Origin of the sequence: Clostridium sp. KNHs216, assembly GCF_006714885.1 — a bacterium.
In the GTDB taxonomy this organism is placed as follows: domain Bacteria; phylum Bacillota; class Clostridia; order Oscillospirales; family Acutalibacteraceae; genus Caproiciproducens.
In genome coordinates this window covers 3,480,411-3,494,216 of the sequence record NZ_VFMF01000001.1, presented here as the reverse complement: position 1 = coordinate 3,494,216, position 13,806 = coordinate 3,480,411, and the positions used below count along the sequence as shown (strand labels likewise).

Genomic DNA, 13,806 nt, shown 5'->3' with positions numbered 1-13,806 from the left:
AAATCATTCAAATAGAGATAAAATTGTGCAAAAAAGCGTCCCCGTAAAACGGGAACGCTTAAAAGCTCTTTAACGAATCAGCCTTCTACAGAAGCATACATAAAGTAGTCGAAGCCCATCGGGGATTGATAGTATCCCTTCACCTTCGGGTTCAACAAAACAATACGGGTACGATAGGTCGTCGGTGCAACCACCATATCACGCATCAGAATATCCTCAGCCTGATGCAGAAGCGGCATTCTGACTTTGTTGTCGTCCGTTGCTTTGATCTGCTCAATCAGCTTATCATATTCCGGATTGGAATATTTACCGCTGTTGTTGCCGCCGTTGGTCACAAACAGATCAAGCATGGAAACTGCATCGTTGAAATCAACGCCGAATCCGCCGCGGGCGATCTGGAAGTTGGCCTTGTTGCGCGTATCAAGGAACACGGACCACTCCTGCTGGGAAATCGTAACGTTAATGCCCAGCTCGGTCTTCCACATATTCTGCAGTGCTTCGGCAAGCGCATTATTCATGGAAGCGGGATTGGTGACATACTCAACGGACGGGAAACCCTTGCCGTCCGGATAACCGGCTTCCGCGAGAAGCTTTTTCGCTTCGGCTACATTTTTCTCATAATCTTCCGACTTAATGGAAATATAATCTCCTCCGACATCACGGAACCCCTTCGAGGAGTCCTCATCCTGAAGACCGGTCGGTACAAAAGCGCCGGCGGGAGCCTGGGCTTTCTTTGTTACCTTTTCAGCAATATAATTGCGGTCGATCGCAAGGGAAAAAGCTTTTCTGACTCTTACGTCGTCAAAAGGTTTCTTCTCGCAGTTAAAAATACAATAGTTTGTGCTCAAATCCGGCAGAATTTTGAAATCGGGCTTATCCTGCCAGGTAGCGATTTCTTCAACCGGAATGGTATAACAGAAACTGATTTCGTCATTCTGGTAAGCGGCGAGTCTTGGAGAATCGTCTTCCAACAGAACAAATTTCAAGGTATCCAGTTTGATTTTATCTTTGTCGTAGTAATTCGGGTTCTTCTCTACCGTAATGCTCTCTTTATGACTCCAGTCCTTCAGCTTGAAAGCACCGTTGGAAATATAGGTTTTGGGGTCCTGCGTCCAATTGTCGTTCCCTTCAACAATATCCTTACGGACCGGGAAATAAGCCGTAAAGGAAAGGAGCTCATCAAAATACGCGCACGGAGCTCTCAAGGTCACAACCAGTGTCTTATCGTCTGTAGCCTTAACACCCAGCTTATCTTTATCCATTTTTCCCGCGGCAATTTCGTTCGCGTTGAGAACCGGATCAAAAATATAAACATACTGGGAAGCTGTTTTCGGATCGACCACTCTCTTCCAGGCGTATTCAAAATCGCCCGCGGTCACCGGCTTGCCGTCAGACCATTTAATGTCGTCACGGAGCGTGATCGTATACGTTTTATGGTCGTCGCTCTTTTTGATTTCCTTCGCCTGCGCATTGATAATCTTATGATCGGATGAATAGCGGGTAAGTCCTTCGAACAGATGGTTCATAACGGTGGTAACATCCGCCGCCTGGTTCAAGGCCGGATCCATCGTGGCCGGTTCCGCGCCAAGGCTGACGCTCAGCGATTGACTAGCCGGCGCCTTGCTGCCTGTTCCTTCTGCGGCAGAGGAGACGGCTGCACCATTTCCACAGCCTGCAAAGGCGGAAACCATCATCGCCGACGCAAGAACGAGGGCGACAATTTTCTTTTTCATAAAAATCCCTCCAATTTCTTTCTTATTTTCTCTTCAGATTATTTCAATTTGCAATGCAAATTAAAACCTGTTAAAACTCCCCGATACGATGACAGGCCGCAAAATGACCCGTTTCATATTCCTTGAATTCCGGCACCTCAGCCGCGCACTGTTCCGTCGCGTACGGGCAGCGGGTTCTGAAGCGGCAGCCGGAAGGCGGATTCAGCGGGCTGGGCACGTCGCCCTCAAGCACAATTCTCTTCTTTGCACGGCTCATCTTCGGGTCCGGAATCGGAATTGCGGAAAGAAGGCTTTGCGTGTAGGGATGGATCGGGTGGTCATAAAGCGAATCGCTGTCCGCAAGCTCGACGAGCTTTCCCAGATACATTACCCCGATCCGGTTGCTGATATGCTTTACAATCGCAAGATCATGAGCAATAAACAGATAGGTCAGGTCCATCTCCTGCTGCAAATCTTCAAACATATTGACGACCTGCGCCTGTATGGAAACATCCAGTGCGGAAATCGGTTCGTCGCACACAATAAATTCGGGATTCACCGCCAGCGCACGCGCAATGCCGATTCTCTGGCGCTGTCCGCCGGAAAATTCATGAGGATAGCGGTTTGCGTGCTCGGAATTCAGCCCCACTCTCTCCAGCAGGGAAAGGATTCTTTCGTTGCGCTCCTTGCGGCCGGAAGCCAGATTATGGATGTCGATCGGTTCGCCGACAATGTCGCCGACCGTCATGCGGGCGTCCAAAGACGCGTAAGGGTCCTGAAAAACAATCTGCATTTTTTTACGGTAAGGGGCAAAGTCCACATTTGTGACATCTTCCCCGTTATAGATAATTTTTCCTCCGGTCGGCTCATACAGCCGCAGGATGGTTCTTCCGGTCGTTGTCTTTCCGCAGCCGCTTTCTCCAACCAGCCCCAGAGTCTCTCCCTTATTGATATAAAAGCTGACATCATCAACAGCCTGCACATAATTTGTCTTGAATATACCTCCGCTTACCGGAAAATATTGCTGAAGATGCTGAACTTCCAACAGCTTTTCGCTCATTTTGTGTTTCCCTCCCCGGCATTCTCCAACTGCTCTTTCTGTAAGAGCCAGCAGGCACTTTTATGACCCGGAGAAATCTCGGTAAACTCCGGCATCTGCCTCAGGCAGATTTTCATGCACCTGTCGCAGCGGGAAGCAAACGGACAGCCCGCCGGAGGATACAGCAAATCAACAGTGGTCCCTTCAATCGGAATCAGTCTCTCGTGTCCCTGCTCATGGATTTTCGGGACGGAGTTCAAAAGACCGACCGTATAACAGTGCTTGGGATTATAAAAAATATCGTCCGTACTGCCGATTTCAACGATCTTGCCGGCATACATAACCGCAATGCGGTCACAAACGTCGGAGACAACGCCTAAATCATGCGTGATGATGATAATCGACATATTAATTTTCTTTTTCAGCTCCACCATCAGTTCCAGAATCTGGGCCTGAATGGTAACGTCAAGCGCCGTGGTGGGTTCGTCGGCAATCAGCAGCTTCGGCTCGCAGGCCAGCGCCATGGCGATCATCACCCTCTGGCGCATACCGCCCGAAAATTCGTGCGGATACTGCTTCATGCGTTTTTCCGGTTCGTTCATACCAACCAGAGCCAAAAGCTCGGTGGCTCTCGCCTTGCACTCCGCCCTGCTCTTGTCCGTGTGCAGACGTATCATTTCGGTAAGCTGGTTCCCGATGGTATAAACCGGGTTCAGGGAGGTCATCGGGTCCTGGAAAATGATGCTGACTTCGCTGCCGCGCATTTTCCGGAACTCTTTCTCTTTCATTTTTTCAATATGATGTCCGTTAAACTCAACGGTGCCGCCCACCACTTTACCTGGGTCGGCAATAATTCCCATCAGAGTGTAAGCGGAAACGCTTTTTCCGCTTCCGGATTCTCCAACGATTCCAAGCACCTCGCCGTGGTCAAGCGTATAGGATACGCCGCTGACGGCCTTTACCTCTCCGGCAGGGGTAAAAAAGGAAACTTGAAGGTTTTCTATGTCAAGCAAACAATTTGAACTCATTTTCAAATCTCCTATTTCTTAAGCTTCGGATCAAACGCATCTCTCAGGCCGTCACCGAAAAGATTGAATGACAAAATAATCAGGCTGATGGCAATGGAAGGAATAATCAAACGGTAAGGAAACGCGTTGATCCCGCCCAGTGCATCGGAAGCAAGCGAACCAAGACTGGCCATGGGAATCGCAACGCCCAGTCCAAGGTAGCTCAGAAAGGCTTCCGTAAAGATTGCAGAAGGAATCTGCAGGGTTGTTGTAACAATCAGCGTCCCGATGCAGTTCGGAAGCAGATGCTTGGCAATAATCTGACGGTTTGAAGCGCCCAGCGCCCTTGCCGCCGTAACAAATTCCTGTTCCTTCAGCGTCATGATCTGGCCGCGTACGATTCTCGCCATACCGACCCAGTACAGCAGACTGAAGGTAATAAAAATACTGATCAGCCCGACACCGATCTTCTGCAGTCCCTCAAAGGCGGGATTGCTGTCAAACAGCTGAGTCAGCGGTGTTTTCAAAGTTACCTGCAAAAGAATAATAATCAGCATATCCGGCACAGAGTAAATAATATCCACGATACGCATCATGATCATATCGACCTTGCCGCCGAAGTAGCCGGCAATCGCGCCGTAGATGCTGCCGATTAAAAGGACCAGCGCGCTGGCGATCAAGCCGACCAGAAGGGAAATTCTGGCGCCGATCATCACGCGGATACCAAGGTCGCGCCCGAAGCTGTCCGTACCGAAAATATGAGGAAAAACGTTCTCCCCCTGGGAAATGCTTTTCAACTCCATCTCCGAGTACTGCATCGGCGTCAAATCTTCGCTTCCGCGAATCTGCTGGTCATACTGATACGGGTAAAAACTAGGAACAATAAACGCAAAGACCAAAACGAACACAATGACAACCATTGCGGCCATGGCCACTTTATTTTTAGCAAAACGCTGCATTGCGTCTTTCCAGTAGGTTGTGCTTTCGCGCATCACAACCAAAGATTCTTTTTCATCCGAGCTGGCAGGCAAAAAGTCATCTGCATTCAACTGGAGGCTAAAGGGATTCTTTTTGAGCTTTATATCGTCCAACATCTTTTCCTGCCTTCCTCACTTCAGTTTAATTCTTGGATCAACCAGTTTGTAACAAATGTCCACAATCACATTCATAAAGACCAATAAAATGGCAAGGAAAAGAGTGGTACTCATCACCATCGGATAATCGCGGCCGGTAATACAGTTGATAAATTCACGGCCCAGACCCGGAATCGTAAATATTTTCTCAACCACGAAGCTTCCGGTCATCGTGTAGGCAAGCAGCGGGCCGACATAAGTGATTACCGGAATGATCGCGTTTTTCAGCGCATGCTTGAACAGCATGGAAAATTTACTTACGCCTTTCGCCTTTGCCGTACGTATGTAGTCCTGATTGAGCGCGTCCAGCATGCTGGAACGCATCAGGCGCGTAATATACGCCGTTGGATAAAATGACAGCGCCGCAACCGGCATGATATAATGCAGCGGCGTTTTCAAGCCGAGTGTCGGCAACACGTGCAGATTTACGCCAAACGTAATCAGCAGAAAAGACGCGACAACAAAGCCCGGCACGGCAATTCCCATGGTGGAAATGACCATCAGCAAGCTGTCGGCCCATTTCCCTCTGTTCAACGCCGCCACGGAACCCATCGTCACGCCCATAATCAGCGCCAGTAAAATTGAGATACCGGCAAGCCTTGCCGAAACGGGAAACGTTGAAAAAATAATATCATTGGCGGTCCTGCCCTTTTGCTTGATGGACAGACCGAAATCACCATGCAGCAAATTGTTCATATAATTCCCGTACTGCACATACAGTGGTTTATCAAGTCCGTATTTTACTTTTAAAGCCTGTGTCGTCTCCGGCGAAACCGCTTTCTCGCTTAAAAACGGGCCTCCGGGTATCATGTTCATCAGCGCAAAGGTGATGACGGAAATCAGAAAAATCGTCAAAAGCGCATAGGCGATACGCTTTATCACATAGTTTGTCACTACAGCCACTCCTTAAAATTCCTGTTTGCAGAAGGCAATATCATATTTCACGCATCAAATGAATATGACCGGGTATCCTAAAAGGAATACAATACGAAATTATATCACAAATATGTCCTTAATTCAACACAGTCTATCATTTACCTTCATACGCCTATGTAGGACACACCCTTGTCCGGATGTGTCCTACATACCTTACCTTATTTTGTTATTATATCAATTTTCAATTCAGAATACAAGCTAATTATGTGGAATACTCTTAAATATTCTGATTTTTTGCATATTTTTTTTTCTAATATTCAAAAAAACGAATCTGCGGAAACGTATGCCCATTGAGGCACAGCTTTTGTTCCCCCATAATTTGGAATCCTGTTTTGATAGGCCCTTGTCACTAAAATCAACCGCGTACCGCGCCAATCCCTGCGATACGGCAGATTGTGCCTGCACGCGCGTTTTGTACATAGTTTTCCCTGGAGTTTAGAATGATCAGAAAATCCGACGGGTATTTTCAAATATTTTTTATTTTTAAAAATCCATTGCATAAACCGTTGAATCGGAATATAATGGAACAAACAAATGAATATATGTTCATATGAACAGGAGTGATTATAATGGAAGAAATAACCGACTTATGCGAAGAAAAATGCATTCACCCCAATCTTGTTGAAAATACACTCCACAGCATGCCCGATCTGGATACACTGTTCGCCCTTGCGGAATTATTCAAGGTCTTTGGCGATACCACCAGAGTCCGCATCATCTGCGCGCTGTTTGAAAACGAGCTGTGTGTCTGCGATATCGCGGAAGTGCTGGACATGGGCCAGTCCGCCATTTCCCATCAGCTCCGTCTTTTGCGCAATGCCCACCTTGTACGGGTAAGACGCGAAGGAAAATCCTCTTTTTACTCCCTTGACGACGATCATGTTCGGCTGCTGTTTGAACAGGGCTTAAACCACGTAAAGGAGGAAAACCCGCATGCATGAATACGAGAATGAACAATGTGAACCTCGCTGTTCCTGCTGCGCGCATGACCACGAGCACCATGAACACGAGGAGTGTCATGAACAGAAACACGGCCATGACAGCCACGGCGATGAAAAAGTCCAGCCTGCTTTAGCCTCCTCCTGCGGCTGCGGATGCAGCCACTGTGAAGGAGAAGAAAACGACGAAGAAGAAAACTCAAACCGATTTAAAATAGAAATCATATCCTCCCTGCTGTTCTTTGCGGCAGGCTTTCTTTCGGAACATATTTTCCAGGCGCCGCCGCTGATCCAGGGAATCCTGTTCGGCCTGTCGGTTGTTTTATCCGGCTGGCGCGTATTCAGAAGCGGCTGGCGTTCCCTTCTGAAGCTCAGAATGGATGAGACCACGCTGATGGCGGTCGCGGTGATCGCCGCCTTCTGCCTCGGGCAGTACCTGGAAGCGGCAATGGTCGCCATCCTGTATCAGCTGGGAGAAATGATTGAAGACAAGGCGATCGATAATTCCCGCGAAAGCATCGGCAAGCTCGCAGAAATCCGTGCGGATACTGCGCGGAGAATCCGGGACGGAAACGAAGCGATCGTTCCCGCGCAGGAGGTGCAGGTCGGTGACACCATCGCGGTCTATCCCTTTGAGCGGGTCCCCCTGGACGGCACCGTCCTTTCGGGGACCTCCACACTGAACGCTTCCGCGCTGACGGGAGAGAGCGTTCCTATCGACGCCTCCGCCGGTTCCGAGGTCCTGTCGGGCATGATGAACGAACAGGGTCCCCTGACGGTTGAAGTAACGCACGATCTTCAGAATTCCGCCGCTTCCCGGATTATTGCCATGGTGGAATCCGCTGCCGCACGAAAGGGCAGGGCGGAAAAGCTCATCACCCGCTTTGCGGAAATCTACACCCCGCTGGTAATGGTGCTTGCCGTCCTGCTGATGATCCTTCCCCCTCTGTTTGGATTGGGCGAATTCCGTGTCTGGCTTTACCGCGCGCTGGTCTTTCTGGTAGCCTCCTGCCCATGCGCGCTGGTCATCTCGGTTCCGCTCGGGTTCTACGCCGGGATCGGCGCCGAAAGCAAAAACGGCGTCTTAATCAAAGGCGGCAGGTTTTTAGAAGCTCTTGCACTGGCCGACGCGGTTGTATTCGATAAAACAGGAACTCTGACCAGCGGCGAACTGAAGCTGAGCAAAGTGAACGTTCTGGGCAGTCTGGACGAAGCCGAACTTCTGCGGATCGCGGCCTCCGCCGAGCAGTACAGCTCCCACCCCGCCGCGAAAGCGGTGATAAAGGCCGCTGCCGGCGCGGAGCTTCTGCCCGCCGAGCAGGCAGAAGAAATTCCCGGCAACGGCGTTATCGCGATGATGGACGGTAAAAAAGTCATCTGCGGCCGCAGAAATCTTTTGGAAGAAAACGGACTGAATATGGAGAGCTTTTCCCCCGCCTCCATTTTTATCGCGGTTGACGGCGTCGTAGAAGGCAGCATAGAGCTGAGCGACACCGTGAAGCCCGATTCCGCAGAGGGAATCGGGCTGCTGAAAAAAATCGGCCTGAAGCGGATTGTCATGCTGACCGGAGACAACGAAAGCTCCGCGGCCGCAGCCGCAGGGGATTGCGGAATTACGGAGTACCACGCCGGACTGCTTCCGGAAAATAAAGTATCTATTATGGAAAGCATCCGCAGAGAGACCGGAAAAACCATCTTTGTCGGTGACGGCATCAACGACGCCCCGGTACTGGCCGCGTCCGACTGCGGGGTCGCCATGGGGCTTGGCACCGACGCTGCGATCGAAGCCTCCGACGTTGTACTTACGCTGGATAAACCGTCCAAACTGGCGCCCGCCATCCGTATCGCGCGCCGTTCGATGGGGATCATCCGTTTCAACATTGCCTTTGCGCTTACCTGCAAAGCACTGGTGCTTGTCCTTGCGGCTCTCGGCTACTCCTCCATGTGGATGGCCGTATTCGCGGATATGGGTGTCTGCATCATTTCCGTGATCAACGCGACAAGGATTTTGAAATTCCGTTAATTGTACAACTTCCTATGGTTAAAATAAACAGCCTTCCGTTCAGCTTGAACGGAAGGCTGTTTTTATGTGATCTTATCATTCGACTTGCTGGACCGCCTTGCGCAGCTCAAGCACCGCGGACGGAGTGACCGAAAGCTCGCTGATTCCGATTTTAACGTAGAATTCAGTCAGCGTGGTATCCGCAGCGGATTCCCCGCAGATGCCCACCCAGATGCCGGCATTCTTTGCGCTCTCCGCCGTCTTCTCAATCATGCGCAGCACTGCGGGATGGCGCGAATCGAACATCTTGGAAATGGTGTGGTTCATGCGGTCGACAGCCAGCGTGTACTGCGTCAGGTCGTTGGTGCCGATGCTGAAGAAATCGACTTCCTTCGCAAGCAGATCGCTCAGCATGACCGAAGCAGGCGTTTCAATCATAATCCCTATCTCAATATCCGGAGCGAATGCAATCTTCTCAGCGGTCAGATCCTTCTTGACCTTCTCCACAATTTCCTTGATCTGCTTTACCTCGTCAACCGAAATAATCATCGGGAACATAATGGCCAGCTTTCCAAAAGCGGAAGCCCGGATCAGTGCTCTGAGCTGGGTAACGAAAAGCTCCTGACGATCCAGACAGATGCGGATCGCACGGTAGCCCATCGCGGGGTTTTCCTCGTGCGGGATGTCAAGATAAGGCACCTGTTTATCCGCGCCCAAATCCAGCGTACGGATAATCACGCGCTTTCCGCCCATTTTTTCCAGCACCCTTTTATAGGCCTTGAACTGATCTTCCTCACTGGGAAAGTTTTTGCTTTCCATATACAGGAATTCACTGCGGAAAAGGCCGATGCCGTCCGCATCGTTTTCCAGCACCATGGAGACATCTTCCGGATGGCCGATATTCGCGTTGATTTCAATGACCGTTCCGTTCTTTGTAACAGCCTTGGTCCCTTTCAGCAGATTTAATTCATGCTGATAGTTTTCAAATTCCTGCTGCTTTTTCCGGTACTCTTCGAGCGTCTGCTCGTCCGGCTCAAGGATAACGTCTCCCGCGGCGCCGTCTACAATAAGGGAAGCCCCGTCTGTCAGCTCGCCGTATCCGCCGGCAAGCCCAACCACGGCGGGAATGCCCATCGTTCTGGCCAGGATAGCCGAATGGGAGCTTTTAGAGCCTTCGCGCGTTACAAAGGCAAGAACAAGGTTCTTATCCATCTGTACGGTTTCACTGGGCATCAGATCAACCGCGCCGACAATCGACCGGTCGGTCAGGCAGTCCAGTCCATTGGCAAGGGTTTCGTCAAGATTGCGGATCAGCCTCTTGGAGATATCGACAACGTCCGCCGCCCGGCCGCGCATATACTCGTCGTCCATCTGCGCGAACATCTCGGAAAATTGCCTGCCCGCCTGCCATACGGCGTATTCGGCGTTCACTTTGTCATTTTTGATTGCGTCCTGAATCGTGTTGTAATAGTCCTCGTCCTGAAGCATCATGATATGTATCTGAAATATCATGGAATTTGCTTCGCCAACACGCTTAAGCGCTTTCCTGTAAATTTCGTTGAGTGCCTCTACCGCCGCGTCTTTGGCGGAGTTAAGTCGGGACAGTTCCGCAGGAACGTCCGTAATGCTCTTTTTTTGAATATGATCGTCAATATTGACACAAAGGGTCAGTTTTCCAATTGCATAACCCTTCGATGCAGCGACTCCGTGTATTTTTTTCATCTTACCACCAACCTTACAGATTTTGTTCACAGAATTCTTTGATTTTCAGGCAGTCCGCCTCCTCATTTTCACCCTCAACCGTAATGGTAATTTCATCATCCTTTTTCGCACCAAGGCCCATAACGGCAAATAATTTCTTAGCACTTACTTTCTTGGAATGAAACGTAATGCTGATGTCCGATGAACAGGAAGACGCCAATTTTACAAGGAGCCCCGCCGGCCTTGCATGAAGCCCCACTTCATCCTTTACAATATGTTGGAACGCCTGCACACTAACCAAACCTTTCTTAAAATTTATAGTTTAATATTCCTAATAATCGAATTTTCTATTTTGTAAATATGACTAAAAATATTGTATCAATTTTTCATGATTTGTCAATCACTGTTTTTACCGTACACTCAACTTATTTGCCACTAATACATCACAAAGCTGCTTAATACTGTAGACCGCAGCCGTATCTGTGATTGCATTTTGTTGAATATAGTCATAAATATCCTGATTGTAATATCTTGGGTCGATAATATGAATTTCCTGAAAATTTGTCGCCAAAAAGGGCACCATGCTGTTCGCATACGAATCCTTGATAATCAGCAGCTTCCTGCCGTTGCTCACTGCGGAGTTCTTTACGACGTCAACACTGTGATTGCCGCCGAGAAATACGGAGTATTTATCTTTCTTTTCCAGGTATTCTTTCCAGTAAAGGCTGTCCCTTTGCTGCTTGCCGGTCTGCTGTGTCAGTGCAGCCGTCTTCTTATATACCGGCAGATACAGCACATCGGGCTCCTGCGTGGTCAAAATCGCTTTGGAATACAGCGTTCCCAGAAAGGAATCCGAAACCGCTTCAAAATCAAAATCCTCCTGCGGAGTCGGCTGGATATTCATGGCCTTTACAAGCGCCTCATAACCCTTATAGGCGCCGAAAGTGTTCCAATGATGATCTGTCTTATAGTAATAATCGTCTCCTGTCCGGTCACTCAGCGTATCAAAGAGATCGATTACCTTTGTATTTTCGCCCGCACCGGCCTGAATGGTGTTCAATTCCTCACGCTGGTCATGACTTGGCGCGGAAAAAGGAAGCCTGTCCTGCTGCTCCTGCGCGCCGGAAGGCACGGGCATAAAATAGAACGGAAGAGCCGTGTTTTTCGCGAAGAGCTGGATTGCCGCCACATTGCGTGCAAAAGTATCGGTATGATTTGGCAAAAGCACTTCATAAAGATGGCCGTCTTTTCCGAAATATACACCGCCTTCCGCAGGGGTCTGCCCGTAGTTGGAACCGAGGTCCCGTTTCCCCATCATCAGCTGGATGCGGGTGTTGAGCGCAATCGATGCTTTGCGAAACATAAAATGGTCGCCGACATAGCTCTCTATGGAATCCATAAAGGAACCGTTCGCAAGGGAGGCCAGCGTCACTTTTGGGGCTGACTCCAGCACACGGTTTTCGTCTTCTGAAAAATCCTGTTTCGGAGCAAAGATCAGGTACATGGCACCGATCAGGATCGTCACTAGCAGAACCATTGTGACAACGACGGCTTCGATCTCACATTTCTTACTATTTTCTTTTATATTCAGAAATAATTTCATGTTATCCCCTTAAAATACAGATGCAATTCTTATCATGATATTGTGGGAATCGACTTTCTGTCCGGCTGACCGAATAGAAAATGGAATCCTCATTAAAAGCGAAAATACAGGAACGGATTGTAGGAATTATCGATCAAAAAGGTCATTGACATCACAAAAAGACAGATAAAACCAAGGCTCCAGATGATTTTCCCCGGCGTTCCGCTCTTGCGAAGCCTTTCCGTCAAATTAGCAATCAATGTTGAACTGCAGAGCGCCGCAATGATCAGCAGAGGCGCACAGGTGACCAAAGAATAGACGCCAAGCTTGTCCGCGCCGGGTGCGAATCCAAACATCGCTCCAAGCACCCCAAACGCTTTTCCAATGTCCAGATAGGAGAAGAATACCCATCCGATCACCGCGGCTAAAAAGCTATATAACCACTGAAAGAACGCCGGAATCCTGTCAAGCCATTTTTGAAGGAACAGCTTCTCACAGATGATCAGAACCGCGTAATAAGCGCCCCACATGGCGAAGTTCCAATTGGCGCCGTGCCAGATTCCGGTAAGCACCCAGACGATCGCAAGGTTGCGGACATTTTTCATCGTAGAGCAGCGGTTGCCGCCAAGGGGGATATAAACATATTCGCGGAACCAGGTTCCCAATGTAATATGCCAGCGGCGCCAAAATTCTGAAACACTGCGGGAAATATACGGATACTGAAAGTTTTCAGGAATTTTAAAGCCAAACATACCGGCAAGGCCAATCGCCATATCTGAATAACCGGAAAAATCAAGATAAATCTGGAAAGTGAAGGCCAGCGCGCCGAGCCAGGCGGTCAGCGTAGTGGGATTCCCCAAATACTGCACTTTGTCGGCAAGGATTGCGAGGTTGTTTGCCAGCAGCACCTTTTTAAAGAGGCCAACCAAAAACCGTCTGCCGCCGGAGGTGAATTTCTCCAGCGTTTCCTGCCGGTTCTGCAGCTGCTCTGCCAAATCTTCATAGCGTACGATCGGGCCGGCAACCAGATGTGGAAAAAATGAAATATACGCACCGAAATCAATGATGTTACGCTGCGCCGGCGCTTCCCCGCGATAAATATCAATGGAGTAGGAAAGCGATTCAAACGTATAAAAGGAAATACCGATCGGTAAGGCCACCGCGGGCAGCGGCACGGAAAAACCGGAAATCGAATTGAAGGTTTCCACCAGTAGCCCGGAATATTTAAAAAAGCCAAGCAATCCCAGATTGACACAAATACTGATAATTAAAAAAACGCGGGCTTTTTTCTTTTCATCACGATATTTGCTGATAAAATACCCGGCAATATAATCAAAGACTGTGGTAAAAAGCATCAGGAAGACATAGACGGGTTCCCCCCACGCATAAAAAACCAGGCTGAAAAGAAACAGACACAAATTTTTAAACTTGCGCGGTACAAGAAAATAAACAATCAAAACCACCGGTAAGAAAACAAAAATAAAAAATAAACTGCTGAATATCATTTTACCGTTCCCCTGCGTTTTTATAATACTTCTATTTTACGTTATCCCGCCTGTTTTTTCAAGTGACAGTAAGAAACAATCCTTACAAAGTATTATATAATTACGTCGCTAACCCCCAATTGATATTCAGTTTTTAAAAAACAGCACAAAGCGGCGGCCTGGGCTTTCGCCCAAACCGCCGCTACGCAAATACAACTATACTTATTTTGTTGAGATAGTAATAATTTGATTAAAAGAGTCTGTGCAATAGA

General features: G+C 48.8%; 11 protein-coding genes. 2 read left to right on the top strand and 9 right to left on the bottom strand.

Features of this window, described 5'->3' with window-relative positions:
• Positions 1–77: 77 nt before the first annotated feature.
• From LY85_RS16725 to LY85_RS16705, 5 genes are all read right to left on the bottom strand, one after another.
• Positions 78–1,733 carry a peptide ABC transporter substrate-binding protein gene (locus LY85_RS16725; RefSeq protein ID WP_141827578.1) on the bottom strand — a complete coding sequence of 552 codons (1,656 nt, stop codon included), beginning with the start codon at positions 1,731–1,733 and terminating at the stop codon, positions 78–80.
• Positions 1,734–1,803: 70 nt separating this feature from the next.
• On the bottom strand, positions 1,804–2,772 hold the full coding sequence (locus tag LY85_RS16720) for an ABC transporter ATP-binding protein (protein ID WP_141827577.1): 969 nt from the start codon (positions 2,770–2,772) through the stop codon (positions 1,804–1,806).
• Entirely contained in the window at positions 2,769–3,779 is a 1,011-nt protein-coding gene (locus LY85_RS16715) for an ABC transporter ATP-binding protein (RefSeq protein WP_141827576.1), read from the bottom strand. Before LY85_RS16715 ends, LY85_RS16720 begins: the two co-directional genes overlap by 4 nt.
• Before the next feature lie 11 nt (positions 3,780–3,790).
• On the bottom strand, positions 3,791–4,852 hold the full coding sequence (locus tag LY85_RS16710; protein WP_141827575.1) for an ABC transporter permease: 1,062 nt from the start codon (positions 4,850–4,852) through the stop codon (positions 3,791–3,793).
• A gap of 15 nt (positions 4,853–4,867) precedes the next feature.
• Complete coding sequence (locus LY85_RS16705) at positions 4,868–5,785, bottom strand: ABC transporter permease (RefSeq protein ID WP_141827574.1); 918 nt, start codon at positions 5,783–5,785, stop codon at positions 4,868–4,870.
• 611 nt (positions 5,786–6,396) lie between these two features.
• On the opposite strand from LY85_RS16705, the gene LY85_RS16700 reads away from it, so the two are divergent.
• The gene (locus LY85_RS16700) at positions 6,397–6,768 is read left to right on the top strand and encodes a metalloregulator ArsR/SmtB family transcription factor (RefSeq protein ID WP_038323119.1); all 372 of its coding nucleotides are present in this window, start codon (positions 6,397–6,399) and stop codon (positions 6,766–6,768) included.
• Positions 6,761–8,788, top strand: coding sequence for a heavy metal translocating P-type ATPase (locus LY85_RS16695; RefSeq protein ID WP_141827573.1), 2,028 nt, complete (start codon positions 6,761–6,763; stop codon positions 8,786–8,788). The genes LY85_RS16700 and LY85_RS16695 overlap by 8 nt, the downstream gene beginning before the upstream one ends.
• Before the next feature lie 75 nt (positions 8,789–8,863).
• On the opposite strand, the gene ptsP is transcribed toward LY85_RS16695, so the two are convergent.
• From ptsP to LY85_RS16675, 4 genes are all read right to left on the bottom strand, one after another.
• A complete protein-coding gene (gene ptsP, locus LY85_RS16690) occupies positions 8,864–10,489 on the bottom strand; it encodes a phosphoenolpyruvate--protein phosphotransferase (protein ID WP_141827572.1) in 1,626 nt (541 codons plus the stop codon).
• A 13-nt stretch (positions 10,490–10,502) separates the two neighbouring features.
• Positions 10,503–10,760: an HPr family phosphocarrier protein gene (locus LY85_RS16685; protein ID WP_038323116.1), complete on the bottom strand. Its 258-nt coding sequence runs from the start codon at positions 10,758–10,760 to the stop codon at positions 10,503–10,505.
• A 117-nt stretch (positions 10,761–10,877) separates the two neighbouring features.
• Positions 10,878–12,071, bottom strand: a complete 1,194-nt coding sequence (locus LY85_RS16680; protein ID WP_141827571.1) for a DHHW family protein — start codon at positions 12,069–12,071, stop codon at positions 10,878–10,880.
• Between the two features lie 92 nt (positions 12,072–12,163).
• Positions 12,164–13,555 carry an MBOAT family O-acyltransferase gene (locus LY85_RS16675; RefSeq protein WP_141827570.1) on the bottom strand — a complete coding sequence of 464 codons (1,392 nt, stop codon included), beginning with the start codon at positions 13,553–13,555 and terminating at the stop codon, positions 12,164–12,166.
• Positions 13,556–13,806 lie beyond the last annotated feature (251 nt).

Coding starts and splice junctions, on each gene's coding strand:
- ptsP (WP_141827572.1), bottom strand. CDS start 10,489: ATGAAAAAAATACACGGAGTCGCTGCATCGAAGGGTTATGCAATTGGA.
- LY85_RS16700 (WP_038323119.1), top strand. CDS start 6,397: ATGGAAGAAATAACCGACTTATGCGAAGAAAAATGCATTCACCCCAAT.
- LY85_RS16725 (WP_141827578.1), bottom strand. CDS start 1,733: ATGAAAAAGAAAATTGTCGCCCTCGTTCTTGCGTCGGCGATGATGGTT.
- LY85_RS16695 (WP_141827573.1), top strand. CDS start 6,761: ATGCATGAATACGAGAATGAACAATGTGAACCTCGCTGTTCCTGCTGC.
- LY85_RS16710 (WP_141827575.1), bottom strand. CDS start 4,852: ATGTTGGACGATATAAAGCTCAAAAAGAATCCCTTTAGCCTCCAGTTG.
- LY85_RS16675 (WP_141827570.1), bottom strand. CDS start 13,555: ATGATATTCAGCAGTTTATTTTTTATTTTTGTTTTCTTACCGGTGGTT.
- LY85_RS16680 (WP_141827571.1), bottom strand. CDS start 12,071: ATGAAATTATTTCTGAATATAAAAGAAAATAGTAAGAAATGTGAGATC.
- LY85_RS16720 (WP_141827577.1), bottom strand. CDS start 2,772: ATGAGCGAAAAGCTGTTGGAAGTTCAGCATCTTCAGCAATATTTTCCG.
- LY85_RS16715 (WP_141827576.1), bottom strand. CDS start 3,779: ATGAGTTCAAATTGTTTGCTTGACATAGAAAACCTTCAAGTTTCCTTT.